The sequence below is a fragment of the Ruegeria sp. BB1 genome (assembly GCF_056539465.1).
Genome location: NZ_JBQFVB010000005.1, coordinates 1 through 22,453, shown reverse-complemented (window position 1 = coordinate 22,453; position 22,453 = coordinate 1). Strand labels below are relative to the sequence as shown.

The following is a 22,453-nucleotide window of genomic DNA, read 5'->3' as shown; positions in this document are numbered from 1 at the left end:
ATCGCGAATTTCCCTTGTTTCATTAAGGATTCCTTGATCTGCACAAAAATTAGGCAGCATTTTAACTTGTTGTTTTTAAACGAAACTATTTCCTACACATGACAAGTGTATGAAAAAAAAGACATTTTTGTAACGTGCAGGTAACAGGAACGCGAGCGGTGCAAAACTTACGGCAGAATTACTTATTCTACGCCCAGAACATCCGGTGTCTGCCAGCCCAGATGTTGCCCGCCATCCACGCATAGCAGCTGTCCAGTCACCGCATGCGCGTCCAAAAAATAGCCCAGCGCGGCGGTGATATCCGACGGGTTCGCGCCCCGCTCGAGAACTGTGTTGGCGCGCTGTGCCTTGAAGTGGTCTTCGCTCTGGCGATGGCCCTGCATGGTGGGGCCCGGCCCGATGGCGTTGACGCGGATCGCAGGAGTCAGCGCCTGCGCGGCGGTACGGGTCAGCGCCCACAGGCCCATCTTTGCAATGGTGTAGGACATGAACTCGGGGGTCAGCTTGCGCACGCGCATGTCGACCATGTTGACGATCAATCCGGTGGCCCGGGGCTCTCCGGCGTCGTCCGTGTCGGGCGTCAGCCCTTGCTCGGCCATCGCCTGCGTCAACACAAAAGGCGCGCGCAGGTTGCTGTCCATGTGACGGTCCCAGCTTTGCCGCGTGGCCGTGTGAATGTTGTCATATTCAAAGATCGAGGCATTGTTGACCAAACAGGTGATCGGTCCGCCCAGCGCCTTGGCCGCGCGGGGCAGCAGGGCGCTGACTTGTGCCTCATCCAGCAAATCGGCCTGCAGGGCGACCGCCTTGCGCCCCAGCGCCTGAACCTCAGCCACAGTTTCCAGCGCGGGTTGTTCAGAGGTGGCATAGTGTACCACCACATCATATCCCCGGCGCGCCAGGTACAGCGCCATGGCCCGGCCAAGGCGAATTCCGGCACCGGTCACTAAGGCTCGGGTCATGAATGATCCCTCTTCGTCACGTTACGCCAACAAAACGATGACATAGACCGCGTAGAGCAGAGTCAACACAATGCCCCAGGCGCGCGTGATGTCCCGCTTGAAAAACACGAACGGGATCAGCAACAGCGACGCGCCCAACATGACCCACAAGTCAAATTCAAGGAATTCCGGGTCGACGGGAATAGGGCCAACCAACGTGGCAATCCCGACAATGGCCAGCAGGTTGAACATGTTTGACCCGATCACATTGCCCAGCGCCACATCCGCCTGACGCCGCAGCGCCGCCATCACCGTGGTGGCCAATTCCGGCAGGGATGTTCCCACGGCAACCAGTGTGAGGCCGATCACCGTTTCGCTGACCCCATAGGTGCGCGCAATGACGGTCGCGTTGTCGACAAGAAGATGCGCGCCCATGGGCAGACCGATCAGGCCCAACACCAGGTAGACCGAAACCTTCCAATAGGCCATGTTGGGATCAGCCTCTTCCAGACCTTCCAACTCATCATCGTCGGCACAAGCCTCACCACAGGCCTTGCGATGCGCATAGGCCTCGCGGAACGCATTCCACAGAACAAGAGCCAGCGCAGCCAGCAGAATGGCCCCGCTGAACATGTTGAACACGCCACAGAATGCCAGCCCGATGAACAGAACCGAAGCGAGCAGCATGAAAACATAGTTCTTGCGACTGTCGCATTCGCTGGTGTGCAACGTGGCCAGCAAAGCAGGCAGGCCCAGAACCAGCAAGATATTCGCCGTGTTCGACCCGACCACGTTGCCCAGCGCAATCCCCGGCGCGTTCTCCTTGATCGCGCTGATCGCAATCAAAAGTTCGGGCGCTGATGTGCCAAAGGCTACGATGGTCAGGCTAACGATCAATGCAGGCACGCCCATGCGCAGGCTCAGGTTTACCGCACCGCGTACCAGCGCATCACCCGCCAGCAACAAGATCAGCAATCCAAGGCCGGATAACAGCCATGCCGTCATGTCCGGCCTCCTTTTTCGCAGGCGCAGGGGCCTTTGCCGATCCTGAACCGCCCGCAGCGCGGACATCTTGACGATTGCAGCCTCTTTTGCCCTGGAAAGCGCAGCTTTCCGAACATCGCCAGCACACCCATGGCGATCAGAAACAGGGTGACAATCTTGATAATCACGTCACAAACCGAAACGCGCGTAGGCTGCACGCTCCTCAAGGCCGGCAACGGCATCCTGTGCCAGCGAAGCCCCAAAGCGCGACCAAAGAGGTTTGCGCAGCCCATAGCGGCGGAACTTGACCTTTTCGCCAAAGCGTTCCTGCAACTTGGGCTTCAGATGCGCGATGCCATCAATCAGCCCCAGTTCCTGCGCGCGCCGGGCCAGCCAGACCTCGCCTGTGAACAGGTCCTGACTTTCATCCAGCTTGCCGCCGCGCCGGGTTTTGACATGAGTGATGAAATTTTCGTGAATGTCAGCCAACAGCACTTCCAGCCGAGCGACGTCTTCTTTTTTCTCGGGTGCAAACGGGTCCAGCATAGACTTCGATTTGCCGGCAGTATGCACGCGGCGCTCGATACCCTGTTTTCGCAAAAGGACATGCGCGCCGAAACCCGAAGAGATCACCCCAATCGACCCCAGAACCGAACTGTCATCGGCGTAAATCTCATCCGCAGCCGCCGCCAGCCAATATCCGCCCGAGGCTGCCACGTCTTCGACAAAAGCAATGACAGGAACGTTCAATTCCTCAGATAACCGTCGAATACGCGCGCCGATCAGAGAGCTTTGCACCGGCGATCCACCGGGCGAGTTGACCTCAAGCGCGACGGCGGCAGGTTTGCCCTTGCGAAAGGCTTTCTCAAGTACGGGTGCCAGCGCAGTGTCGGACATCGATCCACGACCGGCCATTCCGATTGCACCGGACAGGCGCACAACGGCCACGCAGGGTTGCTTTTTAATAAACGGCAGGCTGAGTTTCATGGGTGCCGATGTAGAGTGCCCCCAACCGGTAAACAAGGGACCGATTTACCGATAGACGTGACGTGAACACATTTCCTGAGGTCAGAGGGCAAAAATGCAACGCCTCTCTGTGGCTTAGCTACGAATGCGCCAACCGGTTTTAAAGATCCACCAGATGATGCCAAGGCACAGGCCGGTAAAGGCCAGAATGGCCAACAGGCTAAGCCCGATCGGAACATCCGCCAGCCCATAAAACGACCAGCGAAACCCCGAAATCAGATAGACCACCGGGTTGAACAAGGTGACCGTCTGCCAAAGCGGCGGCAGCATCGAAATGGAATAGAACGTGCCACCCAGAAAAATCAGCGGCGTCACGACAAGCTGCGGCACCAGCGACATCTGCTCGAAATTACTGGCCCAGATACCGATGATGAACCCCAACAGAGAAAAGCTGAGGCAGGTCAGGATCAGAAATGCAGCCATCGCAACCGGGTGTTCGATGCGCAAATCCACAAAGAAAGAGGCCGTAACCAGGATGACCAACCCAACGAAAAGTGCCTTGGTCGCGGCTGCCCCGACATAGCCGATCACAATCTCGATAAAATTCACCGGCGCCGAGAGAAGTTCATATATCGTGCCCAGAAACTTGGGGAAATAGATGCCGAAAGACGCATTGGATATTGCCAGCATCACCACCGACAGCATGATCAGCCCCGGCACGATGAAGGCACCGTAGGACACGCCTTCGATCTCTTGAATACGGCTGCCGATGGCGGTGCCAAAGACCACGAAATACAGCGAGGTTGATAGGACCGGCGACAGAAAGCTTTGCGCCAGGGTGCGGAAGAACCGGGCCATTTCGAACCGGTAGATGGCGGCAATGGCGGACCAGTTCATGCGGGCTCTCCGGACACCAGATTGACAAAGATTTCCTCAAGGCTCGACTGCCGCGTCTGCACATCACGCAACACCAGCCCCGCCTGCGCCACATCATTCAACAACGTGGTGATCCCGGTACGATCAGCATGCGTGTCATAGGTATAGATCAGCGCATCACCGTTACCATTCATCGTCAAGTTATGCACCGCCAGACTGTCGGGAATGGTCTGGATCGGCTCAGTCAGCATCACCTCGATCTGCTTCTTGCCCATCTGCGCCATCAGCGTGTGTTTGTCCTGCACCAGTAACAGCTCGCCTTTGTCGATGACGCCGATACGGTCAGCAATGGCCTCGGCCTCTTCGATGTAATGCGTGGTCAGGATGATGGTGACGCCGGCCTGTTTCAGTTCGGCCACGATCTCCCACATATCCTTGCGCAGTTCGACATCAACGCCGGCGGTGGGTTCATCCAGAAACAGCACGCGCGGCTCATGCGACAGTGCCTTGGCGATCAGCACGCGACGCTTCATACCGCCGGACAGTTCTTTGATCGCGTTCTTGCGTTTGTCCCACAGGGACAGCTTGCGCAAAATTTCTTCGATCCGCGCATCATTGCGGCCTAACCCGAACAGACCACGCGACAGGCGGACCGTGTTCCAGACCTTCTCGAACGGCTCCAACGCGATCTCTTGCGGCACCAACCCGATCATCCGGCGTGCGGCACGAAAATCGGTCAGGATATCGTGGCCGCCTACCGCAACCGAACCCGAGGTCGGTGTGGTGATGCCGCAAATGGTCGAAATCAGCGTCGTCTTACCCGCCCCGTTCGGGCCCAGCAGCGCCAGGATCTCCCCCTGCTCAATATCCAGCGAGACGCCCTTCAGCGCCTCAAACCCTCCGGCGTAGGATTTGCGCAGATCCTTGATCGAAAGAATGGTTGTCATGCAGGTTCCTCGTTCTGGCGGCGACCCTACCTCGCCCGCCCGACACAGAACAGGTCAATTCCGCACACCGCCCTGCGCTTTTTTGCGGTTGGGAAAGGCGCCATTGCACGTAACTCCGGCCTTGCAATTCACCGGACAAGTCGAAACCCTGCGCCAAAACGGAGGGGCGCAATGCTGAACGGTATTCGGATTATCGAGATCGAGGGGCTGGGCCCTGCCCCCTTTGCCGCCATGCTGCTGGCGGATATGGGCGCGGACGTCATCACCATCCACCGCAAGGTACGGGCGGCAACACCTGGCATGCCGGAATGCTCGGTTCTGGATCGCGGAAAACGGTCGATTGATCTGAACCTGAAGGACGAGAGCGATCTGGAAGTTACCAAACGGCTGATCGCCTCGGCTGATGCGCTGATCGAAGGGTTTCGCCCCGGAGTTATGGAGAAACTCGGCCTTGGTCCCGAACCCTGTCACGAAATGAACCCCAAGCTGGTCTACGGCCGGATGACAGGCTGGGGTCAGGACAGCCCCTTGTCGGACACGGCCGGACATGACCTGAACTATATCGCCTTGTCCGGCGCGCTCTGGTACGGATCACCCCCCGATCAACCGCCGCAGACCCCCGCCACACTGGTCGGTGATATCGGCGGAGGAGCGATGTATCTGGTCGCTGGCCTTCTGGCCGGGCTTCTGAACGCGCAGAGCACGGGCCAAGGCACCATCGTCGACGCCGCCATTTATGATGGCTCGGCACATATGATGAACCTGCTTATGAGTCTGAACCAATCCGGCAACCTGTCTGACGCACGCGGTCAAAGCCTGCTGGACGGCCCCCATTGGAGCCGCACCTACGCCTGTGCCGACGGCGGGTTCGTGACGGTCCAATGCCTCGAACCCAAATTCTATGCGCTTTTCCTGCAAAAGATGGGCCTGTCCGACGACAAGATTTTCGAGCCCCAGTTCGACCCGTCACTCTGGCCCGCGCAAACCTGCAGTCTTGCCGCCATATTCGCCGCAAAGCCACGCGACCACTGGGCAAATCTGTTCGCAGGAACAGATGCCTGTGTCGCCCCGGTCCTCAGCCCGACCGAAGCACAGGCCCATGAGATGAATACCACCCGCAACACATGGCTGCGTATCGACGGTGACCTTCAGGCCGCCGCCGCCCCGAGATTTTCCAACCATGCGTGGGCCCCGAAACCAAGCCCAGCCCGTGGCGAACACAGTGTGGAAATTCGGGCGGAGCTCGAAACTCTTCGCCGATCCGCCTCTTCATCTGGCTAAAAATACCTCGGGGGATGAATTGGCCACAGTCCAAGAAGGGGGCTGGCCCCTTCCCGGTTACCGCCCGCGAACTGTATCGATCATCAGTTGCACATTCGCAGGGTCAGCATCCGGCGTGATCCCGTGACCCAGATTGAAAATATGTGGTCCTTTTGAGAACGCTTCGACAATCCGGCGCGTCTCATCCACCAAAGCCTGCCCTCCGGACACCATATGAGACGAGGCCAGATTGCCCTGAACGCAGCCATCCACCTGCACATGCTTGGCCCCCCATTCAGGCGAAACTGAATTGTCCAGCGCGACACAGTCCACACCCGTTGCCTTGGCAAATCCGATATAGCCATCCCCGGCCTCTCGCGGGAAACCAATCACCGGGATACCGGGATGGCGTTCCTTGATGGCCTGCGTGATCACCCGACAAGGCTCAAGCGCATATTTCCGAAACGCATCCCCTTTCAGTGACCCGGCCCAGCTGTCAAAGATCTTGACCACTTCAGCCCCGGCCTCGATCTGCGCCGAGAGGTATTCGATGGTCGCCAGCGTAATACGCTCCAACAGTGCCTCGAACAGAGCGGTGTTTTCCTCGCGCAGCGCATGCGCGGGCCCCTGATCCGGGGTGCCGCGCCCGGCAATCATATATGTCGCAACGGTCCAGGGCGCGCCCGCGAATCCAATCAGAGTGGTCTCGGACGGCAATTCGCGCGACAGGATGCGCACCGTCTCATAAACCGGCGACAGCGTTTCATGGATATCCTCGACCGGTTTCAGCGCATCGAATTCCGAAGCTTGCGTTATGGTCGACAGACGCGGGCCTTCTCCGGTGACAAACCACAAATCCGCGCCCAGCGCCTGCGGTACCAGCAGGATATCGGCAAACAGGATCGCTGCGTCGAACCCATAGCGGCGGATCGGCTGCAGCGTCACCTCGGCCGCCAGTTCAGGGTTATAGCATAGCGACAGAAAATCCCCAGCCTGCGCGCGGGTTGCGCGATACTCGGGCAGATACCGCCCGGCCTGACGCATCATCCAGATCGGCGGCACATCCTGCACCTCACCCGCCAGTGCCCGCAGCAGTTTCTTTGTCTCGGCCATCTTTGCCCCCAATCGTCTGGTTTGTCGCAACGGGTCATCCTTCGGCGGCAATTTGTCAAGGTGTCCCCCCATTGTCAGGGCAATGTGACGCGACTAAAGCTTGGCGCATGACACTGACCCTGCCTTCCCCCGACTCACCGCTGAAGATTGGCACCCGTGGTTCGCCTCTGGCGCTGGCGCAAGCATACGAAACCCGGCAACGGCTGGGCACTGCATTTGACTTGCCGGACGAGGCGTTCGAGATCGTGGTGATCAAGACCACCGGCGACAACCGCGCCATGATCGACGCGGACCGCCCGCTGAAAGAGATCGGCAACAAGGGCCTGTTCACCAAAGAAATTGAAGAGGCGATGCTGCGCAGCGATATCGACATCGCAGTGCATTCCACCAAGGACATGCCGGTGGAACAGCCCACAGGTCTAGTGCTGGACACGTTCTTGCCGCGCGAAGATGTGCGCGACGCCTTCATCTCACCCAGCCTGACCTCGATCCACGATCTGCCGCAGGGTGCCGTGGTCGGCACCTCATCGCTCCGCCGCAGGGCGCAATTGCTGAACCGACGGCCTGATCTGAATGTGGTCGAGTTTCGCGGCAATGTGCAGACCCGCCTGAAGAAGCTGGCCGACGGCGTGGCGGACTGCACCTTTCTGGCCATGGCAGGCATCCGCCGCTTGAACATGGCCGAGGTTCCCGCCACGGCCATCGCCCCCGAGGACATGCTGCCCGCAATTGCACAGGGCACCATCGGTATCGAGCGTCGTAGCGACGATTCCCGTGCAGCGGGTATGCTCGAAGCGATCCACCATACCGAGACGGGTCAGCGCCTGGCCGCTGAACGCGCCCTGCTGGCGGCCCTGGACGGGTCCTGCGAAACCCCCATCGCGGGTCTTGCCGAAGTGCAAGGCGGACAACTGCGCCTGCGCGGCGAAGTGCTGCGCCCCGATGGGTCCGAGGCGATTGCCGAAGACCAAACGGGCACGATTTCCGACGGCCCCGAGATGGGCCGCGTCATGGCACAAACACTGTTGAAACAAGCAGGTCCGGGCTTCTTCGATTGGAGAAGTTGAGAAAAATTTGAGTAATGTGAATTACTTCACTGTAGATTGCATTCCGATCTGGCATCAAGGTGTCATACCGATGTGGTGAAGGGGCGATCTCGATAAAGTCGAAAGTTTTTTCAGTATATTCGCTTAAGTGGTATTCGAGGGGGCGAGACTGCACCAAATCACTAATCGGTTAGGGCCGCTGTCATATTTTGACAGCGGCCCATTTCATTTCAGATCAATCGTTCAGGCTGCACTGATCGCCTGTACAGCTTTTTCAACAGCCGCCCGGGTCTGTTCCAGATCGGCTTCGGTCACGGCCAATGACGGATACAGCTTGCCCGGAGATTTGAAGATCCCATTTGCGCGCAACGTATCGTTGTAGAGGGTAATTCGTTGTGGATCGTCATGTCTGGCGCTGCGGTAGTCGCGACAAGCCCTATCGGTGAAATAGATATCGAACAGCGTTTCATCTCCGACGACCTGATGCGGAATACCCGCCTTGGTCAGCGCGTCGACCTGCATCTGCTGCAATGCCAACCCAGTTGCGCGCAGCTGGTCATAAACACCGTCGCGCCGCAAAACCTCGAGGGTTTTCAAACCTGCAACCGAAGCCACCGGATTGCCAGACAAGGTGCCCAACTGCATCAGCCAGCCTTCTTCGCCGACCTGCGCCTTGTTGAAATGCTTCATAATTTCGGCGCTGGCACCCAGCGCGGCCAGAGGGAAGCCACCGCCTGTAGCTTTGCCCAAAGTGCAGATATCGGGCGTCACGCCGTATTTTTCTTGCGCGCCGCCATAGGCCAGGCGGAACCCGGTGACGATCTCGTCAAAGATCAGAAGAACATGGTGCTTGTCGCACAGATCGCGCAAGCCCTGCAGGTAACCGGGTTCAGGCGGCACGATCCGTTGCAACGGCTCAACCATGATCGCAGCGACGTCATTGTGTTCGTCCAACAGGGCGGCCACCGCCTCAAGGTCATTAAAAGGGGCAACCAACACCTGTTCGGCCACGCTGTCAGGGATACCGGCACTGTCTGGCACGGCTTGCGGAAAGTTGACCTGCCGACTGGGCGCAAGACTCATCTGTGCCTCGGCGCTCATGCCGTGATAGCCACCTTCGAATTTCAGAATCTTGCTGCTCCCCGTATATGCGCGGGCCAGACGGATCGCATACATGTCCGCCTCACCGCCCGAGGCGACAAACCGCACCTGTTCGCAACAAGGCACCGCATCGATGATCGCCTCGGCCAGTTCAATGCCTTTGGCGTTGTTGGCAAAGAAGGTCATGCCTTTGGGCAATTGCTCCAGTACGGCCTCCATCACTTCGGGGTGGCCATGACCCAACAACATGGGGCCTGACCCGATCAGATAGTCGATATATTCATTGCCGTCCTCATCCCAGACGTGGCTGCCTTCGCCGCGGGCAATGATGATGCCAGGATCAAAATTGCCAAACCCTCCGGCCGGTAGAACTGCATTGGCGCGGTCGATCCATTCGGATTGTGTGCCTATCTTCAGCATCTCAAACGATCTCCAATATCGGGGAACCAAGAACTTCCGGGTCAGGTGAAACACCTAATCCTGAACCTTCGGGCGGAGCAATCCGGCCGTTTTCACGATTTGGTGCATCCTGGCAAAGTCGAGGGGCCACATAGGACGACAGGTCACAGGTATTCAGCAATGATCCATGCGGCGTCGACGCCGCAAAGTGCAACGATGCGGCCGTAACAATATCCGACCCCCAGGTGCATTCGGCGCAAATTTCTGCCCCCAGATGAACGGTCAGATCCCGCGCGCGGCGCATGGCCGACAAGCCGCCAAATTTGGAAAATTTCAACGCCACTGCATCCATGCACCCCAGTTCATGCGCCCGCAACAGCGAGGCCAGATCAAATGCGTTTTCGTCAATCTTCATCGGCAAGCCGGTGGCCTGTCGCACAGCAGCGCAGTCTTCCAGCGTTTTACACGGCTGCTCCAGCATCACGTCCAGATGCGCAACGGCCCGCCCCGTGCGTGTGGCTTGCAACCGCGACGCGCCACAGTTCCAGTCGCCATAGACCAGAGGGCCCGGTCCCACGGCCTCACGCACTTTGATCAGACGTTCCGCATCGGCCTGCCAGTCGCCCTCAACCCCCAGCTTGACCTGAAACTGGCGAATGCCGGTTTGATAAGCGGTTTTGGCGATCCGCGCCATGTCGTCCGGCGCGATACAGGTGATCGAATGATAGAGCGGCATGTCCTTCCGCGTCCGCCCGCCCAGCAAAGCATAGATCGGTTGGCCCGTGGCCTGACCAAACAGGTCCCACAGAGCAATGTCGACAATGGACTTGGCATAAAGATGCCCTTGCAAGAACCCGTCCAGTTTACGCATCGGTGCGTCGACTCCAAACGGGGAAACCCCTATGATCTGCGGTCCCATTTCCGCCACCGCCCCCGGCACGCCATCAGCAAAGGCTGGCAGGTAATGGGGGATCGGGCAGACCTCGCCCCAACCTTTCAGGCCGGTATCCGTTTCCAGACACAGAACATGGGTTTTAACTGTGGCACAGGTCTTACCCTCGGCCATGTGGTAGGTCTCGTGACTGGTCAGATCGACGGACCAGAGCATTATCTTGGTGATCCTCATTGATAAACTCCAACCGGATCGCCAAGCGCCTCTTCGTCGGGATGAACACCAAGCCCCGGTGTTTCCGGAAGGTGCAGGTGACCTTCGATGTTACGCGGCCCGCGCCCGGCGGCGATATCAACCGTGATCATATCCTGACAAGCCCAGACCGCGTGGCAATTGTCGTCCGGGATGGTAGAGGCAAGATGCAGTGCCTCGGTATCGGCCAGAACCGAGCCGCCAGTGGCCATCACGAACATGTCGATCCCGTGCGCCAGAGCGATATCTCGCATCCTAACTGCTTTGGTCAGACCGCCGACGCGATTCAGTTTGATCCCGAACACCTCGGCCAGCCCGTCACGGGCAATCCGCGCAGCGTCCTGCAAGGTGACCAGGCTTTCATCTACCGACACGGGTGAGGCATGACGGCCCGAGATCGCGGCAATATCATCAAGCGTCTCACCGGGTTGTTCAAAAATGACGTTCAGATCCTCGCAGGCGCTCATTACTTGCAGGGCCTGTTGCCGGGTCCAGCCTCGGTTGACGTCATATAGGACGATCTCACCCGGTCGCCGAATGCTCTCCACGTCGCGCACACGAGTAATGTCACGTTCGACGTCACCTCCGATCTTTACCGAATGGGCAACGTAGCCGCGGTTGCGATACCGCTCCATGACCACACGGGTTTCTTCCACAGTCTTGGCCCCGACCGAGGATGCAATCGGACGCGGCGTCCGCGACCCCCCACCCATCAGATCAGCAATCGGCAGGCCGGCCGCCTGACCTGCGATGTCCCAGCACGCCATGTCGATCGGGCTTTTGGCGTAGAGATGTCCGGGCAGCGCGGTATCCATTGCCCGTTCCACATCCAACACTCGTCGCGGATCAAGGCCCAGAATGAACGGCGCCATGGTTTGAATGCCTGCGCGAATGCCCGGCCCATGCGCAGGCACATAGGTGTGACCCCAAGGAGTGCCCTCGCCCCAGCCGATCAGCCCGGCATCAGTTTCCACCTTAACCAGCGTCGCATCTAACACGTCGAATTTCAGCCGCCCACCAGACAGCCAATAGGGATGCTCTAACGGCAAATCGACGTGATAGACCGAAAGGCGGGTGATCTTCATTTCAACTCCACCTCGACAAAGGACATGGGGGTATCCCCAGCGTTGATGACGTTATGTTCCACCCCTTCGTCGCGGCGATAGGCGGTTCCAGCGAGAACCGTCACTTCGTTGGCCGTTCCATCGGGCAACTCCAACCGCATCTGGCAATCGGTGACAGCCATGATGACGTAATCCATCGCGTGACGGTGCCAGCCAGTTTCAGCGTCGGGGGCAAAGTCAAAGCGCGTCACCCGCACACGCGCGTCATCGATCATCTGGGTTGCAACAGCTTGCGGTCTCATAATCTAAACTCCTCAACAGGCGCACCGAGGCTTTCGAAATCGGGCACTACACCCATTCCTGGTACATCCGAGGCGTAGAGCTTGCCATTCCGCGACATTGGTCCGCCGATTCCGGTAGAACGCGTGTTGTAGTTCATCAGGTCGGTTGTGTTTTGCAGGTAGTCAGACGGGGTCGAGGCAGCAAAATGGGCGACAGCCGATGTCGCAATTTCCCCACCCCATGTGTCTTCGCTGACCACCGGAATGCGGTTTTCGACCAGATAGTCCCGCACCCGCCGCGCCTTGCTTAGCCCACCAAGGTTCGAGATTTTGAGACAGCAGATCTCGGCCCCGCGATCCGCGACGATGCGCTGCGCCATGTGCATACCAGTCAGGCATTCATCCAGCTTCATCGGTTGCTCGGCCACGCGGCGTACCTGCTGGCATTCTTCATAGGTGCGGCAGGGCTGTTCCAGAATGTAATCCAGATCGCGCGTTGCGCGCGCCACCCGGATCGCTTTGTCAACGCGCCAGCCCTGATTGGCATCGGCCATCGCCTTTTCACCAGGTTGAAGCAAAGGCAGTGTCGTCCGGATACGGTCAATATCCGTGACCCAGTCGCTGCCGACCTTAATCTGAAACTGCCGGTACCCCTGCTCGCGGTACCGGTTCATTTCGGCGACCGTCTCATCAACCGCTTTCTGAGGCGCGACGCGATACATCGGCGCGCCGTCGGTCAGCTTACCGCCCAGCAGCATCCAAACCGGTTGATCACAATCCTGCCCCAGAATGTCCCAGCACGCGGCATCAAACGGAGCCTTTGCGTACCCATGTCCCTGAATCAAATGATCCATATGCTGTTCGATGCGCCCCACCTGTCGCGGGTCCTCGCCCAACAGCGACGGAGCAACCAACCGGGCCAGCGCGGCGACGCCTTCGGAATGCGCAACCATATAGTTCTCACCACAAGGTGTGAATTCTCCGCACCCCTGCAGACCCGCATCTGTGTCGATGACGACGACTGACGCAGTTGCGGTTTCAATCGCGTTGCCCGCCCCCCAAACGTAAGCACCGCCCACATAAGGCAGACCGGTCTGGAACACGCGCACACGGGTGATTTTCATGCGGCATCCATTCGTGGCAAATCGCCCATTCCCTCGCCGCGCCAAAGAACGAAGGTCAGGATCGGCTCATCTATTGTGGTCATCGCATGGCTTTGCCAACTGAGGTGATGGCGTGTCTGGTTGGGACCGATATAGGTTTCGTTCCCTTCGATGCGAAAACTCGCCCCGCCCCCTACGATCAAATACAGCTCTTCTGACTGATGGCTGTGCCAATCATAATTTAAACCTGCCCCCCAATAGGCGACGTAGCCGCGCAATTGGGTCGAGTGGAAATGCCCGGTTGGCCCGAACAATTCATAATAGCCGTAGCGGTTTAGGAAATCGGCCCCCACCTCTTCTTCGGTATACGTGAGCTTCCATTGCGCCAGATGTGCGGTTGCCCTGATCGCATCGGACAAGGATTGCGTGGCGTCGCCGGTCGGGAATTCAGTTTGCTGAACCAACTCTACTGCCGGGATTTGGTTTGGTTCCAAACCTGTCGCTACAAGATCGTCAGGCCAGGCACCAAAACCCGAAAGATCAGGGTGGGATTGATGCAGCTGCCGGGCGGCCTCTAGAACGTCGTCCATTGTCACGGGATCACCACGATGTTGCCTGTGTGTTGTTTGGCGATAAAGGCCGCCTGTGCCTCACGCAATTCTTCCAATGGATAGGTAGCCGCCAACGCAGGCTTGATCTCTCCGGCCTCGATGTATTTCACGAGGTTTTGCATGACTTGCGGGTCGATCACGGTCGAACCTGTGAAGGTCAAGTCGCGCAGGTAGAATGTTCGCAGATCAAACTCGACCATCGGCCCCGCGATCGCACCCGAGCACGTATAGCGCCCGCCGCGTTCCAGACTGTCGATCAGGTTCGGCCAATAGGGGCCGCCGACCACATCGGCCACTACGGTGATCTTTTCTGCACCCAAAGCCGCACGAAAGTTTTCCGGCGCACGGGGCAAAATCCTGTCGGGGCCTAATTTGGCGACGTCTGCGTGCTTGGTCTCGGACGCCATTGCGATCACACGCGCGCCGCGCCGATTGGCCAATTGCACCAGTGCCCCACCAACGCCACCCGAGGCGCCCGGCACCAACACGGTGTCCTTGTCGGTCACGTTGGCGCGTGTCAGCATGCCTTCGGCGGTCGAATACGAGCAGGAAAACGTCGCCAGCTCCGCATCCGTGAGGTCTGATTTGATCGGCACCGCATTCACCGCAAGTGTCGTGGCGTATTCGGCAAATCCGCCGTCCCGCTCGGACCCGTAGTATCCGGTCTTGTCCTTGTTGCCTGGATCGTTCGGATCGCGCAGCCAGCCATCGGTGATCACGCGTTCACCAATGCGGGCGCTGTCGACACCATCGCCGACGGCCACGATCTGACCGCAGATATCGGCGCCCTGAATGCGCGGGAACGTGATTGGCGCGCCGCCCCATGTCGGGTCATCTTCGCCCACTTCTTCAAACGCGCCACCCGTTGTCGCATCCGTCACCGTTTTGGAATACCAACCCGAGCGTGTGTTCACGTCGGTATTGTTCAAACCACAGGCGGCGACCTTGATCAGCACCTCGCCCGCAGCGGGTTCCGGGCGCGGCCAGTCCTCATGCAACACCATTTGTTCAAGGCCACCATGGCCCATCGTGACCATAGCTTTCATTGTATCGGGCAGGCTCATTGTGCAGTCTCCAGCATGGCGTCGGTACGGGGCAGCAGGCTGTCGGGGTCATAGGCAGGTTCACCCAACACGCGGGCTACGCGGGGTTTGCCGTGGATCACGACCTGCAACGCGGTGCCGGGGGTTGCGGCTTCGGGCTTGATATAGGCAAAGGCCAGAATCTTACTGACCGTATGGCCATAAGCCACCGAAGCCGTCGAGCCCACGACGCGGCCATCCAGCGTGACCGCTTCGCCGCCATGACCGTCGATCTCTCCGTCGGGTTCAATCTCAAGATAGGCGCAGATCCAGGGCAGATCAGAATTCAGGGTCTTGTCCTTGCCCAGATACTCCTTGTCCGTACTGGCAAAGCGTAGCACATCAGCCTCGGCGAGAGTGACCTCGTTGGTCAACTCACCCGCACCTTTGAAGCCCTTCTCCATCCGCATCACGTTCATGGCAAAGCTGCCATAGTCGGCGATACAATGAGGTTCGCCAGCGGTCCAGAGCGCGGTATAGACGTCGAGGCAGGCGGCGTTGGGCATGTGCAGCTCCCAGCCGAGTTCCCCGGCATAGGACATGCGGAAGGCCCAGACCTTGTGCCCCGCGATGGTGATTTCCTGCGCCGACAGCCAGCGGAAACCGGCATTGCTCAAATCCGCATCGGTGCAGCGGGACAAGACGTCGCGCGATCGGGGGCCATTCAGCGACAGGGCCGACCAGTCGACGGACAGCGCGGTGATCTGCACATCCTCTTCAGCGCACTGGTGTGCCAGATGATCCAGTAGGCGCTGTTCAAAGAAAGCTGCACAGACCAGATAGAAGCGGTCCTCGGCCATGCGGACAATCGTCGTCTCCAATTCGATCCGCCCGCGTCGGTTCAGCATATGCGTCAGTGTGATCGAGCCCACCTTTTGCGGCATCCGGTTGGCGGTCAACCGGTCCAGCAGGGCATAGGCGTCCGGGCCAGAGACCTCGACCTTGGTGAAAGCGGTGACATCCATGATACCGACGCGTTCGCGGACCGCTTTGACCTCAGCTGCGACCATGTCGTCTGCCGGTGTGCGGCGGAAGGAATAGTGATCGCGCTGTTCGACCCCGTCCCGTGCGAACCAGCGGGGGCGCTCAAAACCATACACCTCCTCATGCACCGCGCCTTTGGAGTTCAGCAGTTCATACAGCGGCGACGGCTTGATCGGGCGGCCTTCCAGGCGATTGAAATGCGGGAAAGGGATTTCATGGCGCAGGCAGTAGTCTTCCTCAGCCTTGATCACCTGCCAGTCCTTGTTGGCATACGCCCCAAACCGGCGCGGGTCGAATTCGCGCATCGAAATATCCGCCGCCCCATGCACCATCCAGCGCGCCAGCTCGCGGGTCAGACCTGGCCCCCAGCCGATGCCGATCTGCGTTCCGCAACAACACCAATAGTTCCGAACACCCGGCGCAGGGCCGATCAACGGGTTGCCATCGGGGGGATGCGAAATCGCGCCATGTACGTCGCGTTGAATGCCCAGTTCAGCAAAGATCGGCATCCGGTTCAGGCTTTCTTCAAGCCACGGCATCACCCGGTCGTAGTCCGCATCGAACAACCAGTTTTCGTATTCCCAGGGGCAATGATCATGCCAGACCGAGTTCGGGTTCTCTTTTTCGTAAATCCCGATCAGCCCGCGCTGCTGCTCCATCCGGATATAGCCCGAGACTTTGCGATCGTCGCGGATCACCGGCAGTTCGGTGTCCAGGTTCTGGAACTCCGGCACCGGTTCGGTCACGAAGTAATGGTGGGTCATCGAAGTCATGGGCAGTTGTAGCCCCGACCATTCGCCCATCTGACGGGCATAGGTGCCGCCAGCGTTCACCACATGCTCACAAGTTATGGTGCCCTGTTCGGTCTCTATCACCCACTCCCCATTCCCAGCCTGCGTAATGTTGGTGGCGCGGCAGTTGCGGAAGATGCGCACACCCTTTAGACGCGCGCCTGTTGCCATCGCCATGGTGACGTTTGTCGGGTCCACATGGCCATCGTCGGGCGTATGCAGCGCGCCCAACACGCCGTCGAGATTGTAGAACGGGTGCAGCTCCGCCACCTTTTCGGGGCCGACTAATTCGATATTGAACCCAAGCGAGCGACCAACGGACAGGGTGTGGCGCAACCAGTCCATCTCATCCTCAGTATAGGCCAGTCGGAACGATCCGCAGCCATGCCATGTCACCGGCTGGCCTGTCTCTGCCTCAAGCGCACCTGAATACAAACCGATGTTGTAGTCCACACATTTGCCCAGCCCAAAGCTCGATGTTGAATGTGTGATCTGCCCTGCCGCATGCCAGGTGCTGCCGCTGGTCAGTTCAGCCTTTTCCAGCAGGACAGTATCCTCGCCCCACCCTTCATGCGCCAGATGATAGGCCAGACCGACCCCCATGACACCTCCGCCCACGATCACCACGCGGGCATGTGACGGCAGATTCTTCTCGGACATGATTTTTCCTCTTCCCGAGTCGCGTTTCTGCTCGACAGGCTAATTCCACAAATGTACCATCGTCAATCATGAATGACACAAATGTATCATCAATCGTTCTCGACCGCCTCACCGAAGAGTGGGACGCCCTGACGCCCGAGGCACAGAAAGCCGCGCGTTACGTGCTGGAAAACCCCACGGATGTAGGGGTTTCGACCGTGCGCGAGATTGCCGAGGCTGCCAATGTGAAACCCAACACCTTCGTGCGGATGGCTCGGCAGGTGGGCTTCGAAGGCTACGAGGATTTTCGCGCCCCATTTCGCGACGCGATTCGCCAAGGCACCGTGTCGTTTCCCGATCGCGCGCGCTGGTTGCAGACCATTGGCAAGTCGGGTGAGCTGGGTGGCCTTTATGCCGATATGATCGGCGCCGCGATCCGCAACATCGAAGACACCTTTGCCGGAATCGACGCCGACCGACTGAAAGCCGCTGCCGAGGATATCTGGAATTGCCGCCAGATCTTCACGCTGGGCGTTGGCGTCAATAACGCGAACGCGCGCAACTTTACCTATCTGGCCTCTACGGGCATGAAGCAATTTCACGCCATCCCTCGCCCCGGCTCGACCCCGGTGGACGATCTGGCCTGGGCCGACGAACAGGATGTGCTGATCGCCATCACCTGCCACCCCTACCGGACCGAAGTGATCGACGCAATTAAACTGGCGCGGCAGCAGGGCCTGACTGTCATCGGCCTGTCCGACAGCCCCGCCAGCCCAGTAATCCTGAACGCGCAGCATGGCTTTGTCGTCGCTGCTGACACACCGCAGTTCTTCCCGTCCTCCGTATCTACCATCGCTTTGTTGGAAACGCTGCTGTCCTTCGTGATCGCGGTTTCCAGCGATGAGATCGTCGAACGGGTGGAACGGTTTCACCAACGCAGGCACCAGCTTGGCCTTTACGCAGAGGAGCCCGAATGAACGCCCCGCTGACACGTTCGCTTGATGCGCGATACTACACCGACCCTGCGATTTTCACGCAAGAGATGCAGGGCCTTCTGGCCCGAACATGGCAATTCGCCGGACACGTGGCGCAAGTCCGCGAAACAGGGGACTACTTTGCCTTCACGATTGCCGGGCAGAACCTGTTCTGCATTCGGGGTCGCGACGGAGAAATCCGCACCTTTTACAACGTTTGTCAGCATCGAGCGCACGAGATGGTCACCGGCGCCGGAAACACCCGCGTCGTCGTCTGCCCCTACCACGCGTGGACATATGAATTGTCCGGCCAGCTGCGCGCAGGACCCAACATCAAATCCGTCCCCGGCTTTGACCGTAGCGCCATCTGCCTGACTTCTGTCCGGACCGAAGTGTTCAACGGCTTCATCTTCGTCAATCTCGACGATGACGCCGCGCCAATGGACGAATGGTACCCCGGCGTGCGCGAAGAAATCCGCGCCTTCGTCCCCCACATCGACGATCTGGAACCGCTGGAATGGGTCGAGATACCCGAGAACTGCAACTGGAAGGTCAGTATCGAGAATTACTCGGAATGTTATCACTGCCCAACCAATCACCCGACCTTTGCCGAAGGCGTGGTCAAACCCGAGACCTATGACATTCAACCCGATCCAAGCGGCGGCTATGTGCTGCGCCACACGACGGAATGCCAGAGCCTCGACAAGATGACCTATCCCATCGACATGTCGGTGCCTCATGCAGGTGATTATCAGTCGTGGTTCCTGTGGCCGATGTTTTCATTCCAATGCTACCCGGGCAATGTGCTGAATACTTACCACTGGCGCGCGGTCGATGCCGATCACTGCACCGTCTGGCGCGGCTGGTATACCGAAGGCGGGTCGGAAAGTGCGGTGATCCGGCAACTGGCCGTGCAGGATCGTGAAACCACGGTCGAAGAAGATATCCATCTGGTCGAAAGCGTTCACCGGGGCCTGAAATCCCGTGGCTATCGCCCCGGTCCGCTGGTGCTGGATCCCCGATGCGGTGTGATGTCGGAACACTCGATTGCCCGGTTACAACAATGGATGCGTGAGGCCGTGGACTGATGATCAAGGTGATCCACCCATGCTGATGCCCGAAGACTGGCGACCGGAGCACAAGCTATTTCCGCATCAGGTGGGCTTTACCTCTCCTCCGTTCGACTTCGATGCGGCTCCATCCGATTTCCTGCGCATCAGCCCGGGCACCGTAGGGGTACATGGCTGGATGTTGCATGTTCCAGAATATGTGCATGGGCTGGATCAGCGAAAACAGAATTTCGGGATGCTTGAGGATTTTGTCCACTGCATGTCCCGAAACGGCGTCGATGTGTGCGGTCAGGTCGGGTCGAACTGGGTGCATGCCTGCGGACTGGGCGTTGAAGGCGTACGACAGCATTGCGCGGATCTGTCCGACAAATACGGCACGCAGTTTCATATGGCAGGATACGCCATGATCGAAGCGCTGCGAGAGATGAATGTGGAGAAGGTAGCGTTGAACGCTGCCTATCATTGGCCGGAATGGTGGCAAGGCACAGTCGGGTTCCTTCAAGAAGCCGGGTTCGATGTTTTGTATGCCGGCAATTTCTACGATCAGGGATGGTTTGCCAGCCAAGAAGATGTGAACAGCTATCGCTGGGTCTTCGAAGGAGATCTGGCGCTCAAAAGCTTCGAGTACGTTGCCGAGCAAGCCCCGAGGGCCGATGCGATCCTTATCAACGGCATGTGTAATTTCCGCACGGGTCCGAACGATCTGCCACAACGCCCCCTGCATTTGGTAGACGATCTGGAGGCCGCCTTGGGTAAACCTGTAGTCGGCCACGACATCGCGCTCTATTGGCGCATCTTCAGATCCCTTGACTTGCGGCCCGCGACACCATTGGGTCGGCTTCTGAAAAGCCTGTAGATCAAAGAGGGCTGAAACCCATGCACAAAATACTCGCGCTTTGGGCGGTGCCCCGATCCACTTCAACGGCCTTTGAATGGATGATGCGCCAGCGCGGCGATCTGGATTGCCTGCACGAACCCTTCGGCGAGGCGTGGTATCAAGGAGAAGACCCACTTTGGCACCGGTTCAAACCGGGGGATGTCACAACGCCCGGCCTGACGCTTGGGAAAGTGTGGCAGGACATCAAGGCCCGAGCCGAAAATGCGCCGGTCTTCATCAAGGACTTTCCGCACTACATCAACCATATGTGGGATGCCGAGTTCCTGTCCCACTTCAATCATGCCTTCCTGATCCGCGACCCGGCCAAAACGATCACCTCGATGTTCAATCGCTGGCCAGACTTCGCGGAAGGAGAGGTTGGCTTCCCCGAACAGCGCGCCTTATTCGACTTGCTAACCGCCCTGAACGGCACCCCTCCGCCTGTGATTGACAGCGATGATCTGCTGGAAGACCCCCGTGCAATGACGAAGAAATTCTGTGACGCAGTGGGCATTCCTTTTATCGAAGACGCCTTGACCTGGGAAGCCGGTGGCGATCCTTCGGCACATAGCTGGTGGGATGGCGGGTCGTTTCACGCCAATCTCGCGAACTCGACCGGGTTGGCGCCGCAACCTCGCAAATATGTTTCAATCGAAGAGGCGCCAGATCGGGTCAAACAGGTGCATCGCCGGATGAAACCGCACTATGATCACCTCTACAAACATCGTCTGACGCGCTAAAGAACCGGAGACCCCAAATGGCAGACATTTTCGACGAAGACCTGTTCCTCAAAGGGTTGGAACAACGCAAAGGCACGCTCGGGGCCGAATATGTAGAAAAGAACCTGGCGTCCGCGGATGACTTTACGCGCCCGTTTCAGGAGGCCATGACAGCCTGGTGCTGGGGCTTTGGCTGGGGCGACAGCGTGATCGACGCCAAGACCCGATCGATGATGAACCTGTCGATGATCGGCGCGCTGGGGAAGATGCACGAATGGGAAATCCACTGCAAAGGCGCGATTAACAATGGCGTCTCGAAGGAGGAAATCAGGGCCATCATCCACGTGATCGGCATCTATTGCGGAGTACCCCAGGCGCTGGAATGCTTCCGTGTGGCGCGAAAGGTGCTTGAAGCCAAATAAATGCTCAAACTAGTCAGATTTTAGCAGGCATGACTGGTTCAGTATCAGGCTTCGGGCCCTAAGTTTATAAGTATATCGACAATCTCGCCGCGCCTCGTCCCGATTAAGGCGTGTCGGGCAGAGCGAGGGGCAGGCTGCAAGAATTTTTTGACACGCGTTGTCGTCTCATACGATTAGAACGCCAAGAGCCATGTGTTAGATATGTATGGCAACCTCATCGCCGCAACAAACAAGGCAAGCAGAGCCCTCGCAACCTTCTTTAATACTTGAACAGCCTACATCAGGGTTGATCATTGCGACTGCACCCCCCTTGCCGGATCGACTGATTGGGCGCACAATATGAGTTCATACACAAAATTGCGCCCTGGGTGCGCACCGTGACACGCTTCGCGTCCGGGACGCCTTCTATGAATTGGAGGGCACCATGACTATTGCATCTCGTCTGAAACACCATTTGGACTCCCAGGGGCTTCCGTTTGATACTGTCCCGCATCCCTATGCCGCTACTGCAAGCGAATGTGCAGAAGCGGCACATGTTCCCGGCGACCACCTTGCCAAATCCGTCTTAATTCACATGGAAGAGGGGCCCATACTCGCAGTGCTGCCCAGCAACCATCAGGTCGACCTCACTGCTCTGCAATCGATGATGGATCGGCGCCTTGGTTTAGCTCCTGAATCCGAAATGCGCGAATTGTTTGATGATTGCGCCCTTGGCGCGATACCTCCTGTAGGCGATGCCTATGATCTGCCGACTGTTGTGGACAACAGTCTCACTGGCCTCGACAGGGTTTGGTTCGAAGCTGGAGACCACCAAACTTTGATTGAAATGCGCGGGAAGGATTTCGACACGATGATGAAAGACGTTAAGCACGGCGCTTTCTGCTGCATGCATTAAGCTCTGGCGTGTTTTTTCCTGATTTACCCCGCTCCGGCGGGGTTTTTCTGAGCTACGGGAGCAGGATTTTTAGCTCTCACCCTATTGTTTTGTGGTTCTGACGGGTTGAGGGTGTTAAGCGATTGATCTTGGGGATCAATTGTAGTGTGACCGGGCTGTTCTGA

General features: G+C 58.4%; 22 protein-coding genes. 8 read left to right on the top strand and 14 right to left on the bottom strand.

Translation table 11 applies throughout. The features are described from left to right. Positions 1–182 precede the first annotated feature (182 nt). From ACR0AL_RS12625 to ACR0AL_RS12605, 5 genes are all read right to left on the bottom strand, one after another. Complete coding sequence (locus ACR0AL_RS12625; RefSeq protein ID WP_170350741.1) at positions 183–962, bottom strand: SDR family oxidoreductase; 780 nt, start codon at positions 960–962, stop codon at positions 183–185. 21 nt (positions 963–983) lie between these two features. Further along, complete coding sequence (locus ACR0AL_RS12620) at positions 984–1,946, bottom strand: calcium/sodium antiporter (protein ID WP_170350742.1); 963 nt, start codon at positions 1,944–1,946, stop codon at positions 984–986. A 168-nt stretch (positions 1,947–2,114) separates the two neighbouring features. Beyond that, positions 2,115–2,912: a S49 family peptidase gene (locus ACR0AL_RS12615; protein WP_170350743.1), complete on the bottom strand. Its 798-nt coding sequence runs from the start codon at positions 2,910–2,912 to the stop codon at positions 2,115–2,117. A 114-nt stretch (positions 2,913–3,026) separates the two neighbouring features. Next, complete coding sequence (locus ACR0AL_RS12610; protein WP_170350744.1) at positions 3,027–3,788, bottom strand: ABC transporter permease; 762 nt, start codon at positions 3,786–3,788, stop codon at positions 3,027–3,029. Further along, the gene (locus ACR0AL_RS12605) at positions 3,785–4,714 is read right to left on the bottom strand and encodes an ABC transporter ATP-binding protein (RefSeq protein WP_170350745.1); all 930 of its coding nucleotides are present in this window, start codon (positions 4,712–4,714) and stop codon (positions 3,785–3,787) included. The genes ACR0AL_RS12610 and ACR0AL_RS12605 overlap by 4 nt, the downstream gene beginning before the upstream one ends. A 171-nt stretch (positions 4,715–4,885) precedes the next feature. Here ACR0AL_RS12605 and ACR0AL_RS12600 point away from each other — a divergent pair, with 171 nt between their 5' ends. Beyond that, positions 4,886–5,995, top strand: coding sequence for a CaiB/BaiF CoA transferase family protein (locus ACR0AL_RS12600; RefSeq protein ID WP_170350746.1), 1,110 nt, complete (start codon positions 4,886–4,888; stop codon positions 5,993–5,995). A 57-nt stretch (positions 5,996–6,052) separates the two neighbouring features. Here ACR0AL_RS12600 and hemE read toward each other — a convergent pair whose 3' ends face one another. Then, on the bottom strand, positions 6,053–7,087 hold the full coding sequence (hemE, locus tag ACR0AL_RS12595; protein ID WP_170377870.1) for a uroporphyrinogen decarboxylase: 1,035 nt from the start codon (positions 7,085–7,087) through the stop codon (positions 6,053–6,055). 107 nt (positions 7,088–7,194) lie between these two features. Here hemE and hemC point away from each other — a divergent pair, with 107 nt between their 5' ends. After that, on the top strand, positions 7,195–8,154 hold the full coding sequence (gene hemC, locus ACR0AL_RS12590; RefSeq protein ID WP_170361241.1) for a hydroxymethylbilane synthase: 960 nt from the start codon (positions 7,195–7,197) through the stop codon (positions 8,152–8,154). Between the two features lie 222 nt (positions 8,155–8,376). On the opposite strand, the gene ACR0AL_RS12585 is transcribed toward hemC, so the two are convergent. From ACR0AL_RS12585 to ACR0AL_RS12550, 8 genes are read right to left on the bottom strand one after another with little or no spacing between them, the layout of a single operon-like run. Then, complete coding sequence (locus ACR0AL_RS12585) at positions 8,377–9,654, bottom strand: aspartate aminotransferase family protein (protein WP_480663271.1); 1,278 nt, start codon at positions 9,652–9,654, stop codon at positions 8,377–8,379. Between the two features lies 1 nt (position 9,655). Then, positions 9,656–10,759, bottom strand: coding sequence for a mandelate racemase/muconate lactonizing enzyme family protein (locus ACR0AL_RS12580; RefSeq protein WP_480663269.1), 1,104 nt, complete (start codon positions 10,757–10,759; stop codon positions 9,656–9,658). Further along, positions 10,756–11,862 carry a mandelate racemase/muconate lactonizing enzyme family protein gene (locus ACR0AL_RS12575; RefSeq protein ID WP_480663267.1) on the bottom strand — a complete coding sequence of 369 codons (1,107 nt, stop codon included), beginning with the start codon at positions 11,860–11,862 and terminating at the stop codon, positions 10,756–10,758. Before ACR0AL_RS12575 ends, ACR0AL_RS12580 begins: the two co-directional genes overlap by 4 nt. Continuing rightward, the gene (locus ACR0AL_RS12570; protein WP_254429568.1) at positions 11,859–12,143 is read right to left on the bottom strand and encodes a cupin domain-containing protein; all 285 of its coding nucleotides are present in this window, start codon (positions 12,141–12,143) and stop codon (positions 11,859–11,861) included. The genes ACR0AL_RS12575 and ACR0AL_RS12570 overlap by 4 nt, the downstream gene beginning before the upstream one ends. Continuing rightward, the gene (locus ACR0AL_RS12565; RefSeq protein WP_480663265.1) at positions 12,140–13,246 is read right to left on the bottom strand and encodes a mandelate racemase/muconate lactonizing enzyme family protein; all 1,107 of its coding nucleotides are present in this window, start codon (positions 13,244–13,246) and stop codon (positions 12,140–12,142) included. Before ACR0AL_RS12565 ends, ACR0AL_RS12570 begins: the two co-directional genes overlap by 4 nt. Beyond that, positions 13,243–13,815, bottom strand: coding sequence for a dimethylsulfonioproprionate lyase family protein (locus tag ACR0AL_RS12560; protein WP_480663263.1), 573 nt, complete (start codon positions 13,813–13,815; stop codon positions 13,243–13,245). Before ACR0AL_RS12560 ends, ACR0AL_RS12565 begins: the two co-directional genes overlap by 4 nt. A gap of 2 nt (positions 13,816–13,817) precedes the next feature. Further along, complete coding sequence (locus tag ACR0AL_RS12555; RefSeq protein WP_480663262.1) at positions 13,818–14,900, bottom strand: alcohol dehydrogenase family protein; 1,083 nt, start codon at positions 14,898–14,900, stop codon at positions 13,818–13,820. Next, positions 14,897–17,353, bottom strand: a complete 2,457-nt coding sequence (locus tag ACR0AL_RS12550) for an FAD-dependent oxidoreductase (RefSeq protein ID WP_480663260.1) — start codon at positions 17,351–17,353, stop codon at positions 14,897–14,899. The genes ACR0AL_RS12555 and ACR0AL_RS12550 overlap by 4 nt, the downstream gene beginning before the upstream one ends. Before the next feature lie 68 nt (positions 17,354–17,421). Between ACR0AL_RS12550 and ACR0AL_RS12545 the strand changes: the two genes are divergently transcribed. From ACR0AL_RS12545 to ACR0AL_RS12520, 6 genes are all read left to right on the top strand, one after another. Then, positions 17,422–18,309: a MurR/RpiR family transcriptional regulator gene (locus ACR0AL_RS12545; RefSeq protein ID WP_170350755.1), complete on the top strand. Its 888-nt coding sequence runs from the start codon at positions 17,422–17,424 to the stop codon at positions 18,307–18,309. Continuing rightward, a complete protein-coding gene (locus ACR0AL_RS12540; protein WP_480663258.1) occupies positions 18,306–19,394 on the top strand; it encodes an aromatic ring-hydroxylating oxygenase subunit alpha in 1,089 nt (362 codons plus the stop codon). The genes ACR0AL_RS12545 and ACR0AL_RS12540 overlap by 4 nt, the downstream gene beginning before the upstream one ends. A gap of 19 nt (positions 19,395–19,413) precedes the next feature. Beyond that, positions 19,414–20,232 (top strand): hypothetical protein, encoded by an 819-nt coding sequence (locus ACR0AL_RS12535; RefSeq protein ID WP_480663256.1) that lies wholly within the window; start codon positions 19,414–19,416, stop codon positions 20,230–20,232. Positions 20,233–20,252: 20 nt separating this feature from the next. Beyond that, complete coding sequence (locus ACR0AL_RS12530; protein ID WP_480663254.1) at positions 20,253–20,993, top strand: sulfotransferase-like domain-containing protein; 741 nt, start codon at positions 20,253–20,255, stop codon at positions 20,991–20,993. Positions 20,994–21,010: 17 nt separating this feature from the next. Continuing rightward, complete coding sequence (locus ACR0AL_RS12525; protein ID WP_170350759.1) at positions 21,011–21,394, top strand: carboxymuconolactone decarboxylase family protein; 384 nt, start codon at positions 21,011–21,013, stop codon at positions 21,392–21,394. A gap of 424 nt (positions 21,395–21,818) precedes the next feature. Further along, positions 21,819–22,289 carry an aminoacyl-tRNA deacylase gene (locus ACR0AL_RS12520; protein ID WP_170361221.1) on the top strand — a complete coding sequence of 157 codons (471 nt, stop codon included), beginning with the start codon at positions 21,819–21,821 and terminating at the stop codon, positions 22,287–22,289. Positions 22,290–22,453 lie beyond the last annotated feature (164 nt).

Coding starts and splice junctions, on each gene's coding strand:
- ACR0AL_RS12625 (WP_170350741.1), bottom strand. CDS start 962: ATGACCCGAGCCTTAGTGACCGGTGCCGGAATTCGCCTTGGCCGGGCC.
- ACR0AL_RS12620 (WP_170350742.1), bottom strand. CDS start 1,946: ATGACGGCATGGCTGTTATCCGGCCTTGGATTGCTGATCTTGTTGCTG.
- ACR0AL_RS12615 (WP_170350743.1), bottom strand. CDS start 2,912: ATGAAACTCAGCCTGCCGTTTATTAAAAAGCAACCCTGCGTGGCCGTT.
- ACR0AL_RS12610 (WP_170350744.1), bottom strand. CDS start 3,788: ATGAACTGGTCCGCCATTGCCGCCATCTACCGGTTCGAAATGGCCCGG.
- ACR0AL_RS12605 (WP_170350745.1), bottom strand. CDS start 4,714: ATGACAACCATTCTTTCGATCAAGGATCTGCGCAAATCCTACGCCGGA.
- ACR0AL_RS12600 (WP_170350746.1), top strand. CDS start 4,886: ATGCTGAACGGTATTCGGATTATCGAGATCGAGGGGCTGGGCCCTGCC.
- hemE (WP_170377870.1), bottom strand. CDS start 7,087: ATGGCCGAGACAAAGAAACTGCTGCGGGCACTGGCGGGTGAGGTGCAG.
- hemC (WP_170361241.1), top strand. CDS start 7,195: ATGACACTGACCCTGCCTTCCCCCGACTCACCGCTGAAGATTGGCACC.
- ACR0AL_RS12585 (WP_480663271.1), bottom strand. CDS start 9,654: ATGCTGAAGATAGGCACACAATCCGAATGGATCGACCGCGCCAATGCA.
- ACR0AL_RS12580 (WP_480663269.1), bottom strand. CDS start 10,759: ATGAGGATCACCAAGATAATGCTCTGGTCCGTCGATCTGACCAGTCAC.
- ACR0AL_RS12575 (WP_480663267.1), bottom strand. CDS start 11,862: ATGAAGATCACCCGCCTTTCGGTCTATCACGTCGATTTGCCGTTAGAG.
- ACR0AL_RS12570 (WP_254429568.1), bottom strand. CDS start 12,143: ATGAGACCGCAAGCTGTTGCAACCCAGATGATCGATGACGCGCGTGTG.
- ACR0AL_RS12565 (WP_480663265.1), bottom strand. CDS start 13,246: ATGAAAATCACCCGTGTGCGCGTGTTCCAGACCGGTCTGCCTTATGTG.
- ACR0AL_RS12560 (WP_480663263.1), bottom strand. CDS start 13,815: ATGGACGACGTTCTAGAGGCCGCCCGGCAGCTGCATCAATCCCACCCT.
- ACR0AL_RS12555 (WP_480663262.1), bottom strand. CDS start 14,900: ATGAGCCTGCCCGATACAATGAAAGCTATGGTCACGATGGGCCATGGT.
- ACR0AL_RS12550 (WP_480663260.1), bottom strand. CDS start 17,353: ATGTCCGAGAAGAATCTGCCGTCACATGCCCGCGTGGTGATCGTGGGC.
- ACR0AL_RS12545 (WP_170350755.1), top strand. CDS start 17,422: ATGAATGACACAAATGTATCATCAATCGTTCTCGACCGCCTCACCGAA.
- ACR0AL_RS12540 (WP_480663258.1), top strand. CDS start 18,306: ATGAACGCCCCGCTGACACGTTCGCTTGATGCGCGATACTACACCGAC.
- ACR0AL_RS12535 (WP_480663256.1), top strand. CDS start 19,414: ATGCTGATGCCCGAAGACTGGCGACCGGAGCACAAGCTATTTCCGCAT.
- ACR0AL_RS12530 (WP_480663254.1), top strand. CDS start 20,253: ATGCACAAAATACTCGCGCTTTGGGCGGTGCCCCGATCCACTTCAACG.
- ACR0AL_RS12525 (WP_170350759.1), top strand. CDS start 21,011: ATGGCAGACATTTTCGACGAAGACCTGTTCCTCAAAGGGTTGGAACAA.
- ACR0AL_RS12520 (WP_170361221.1), top strand. CDS start 21,819: ATGACTATTGCATCTCGTCTGAAACACCATTTGGACTCCCAGGGGCTT.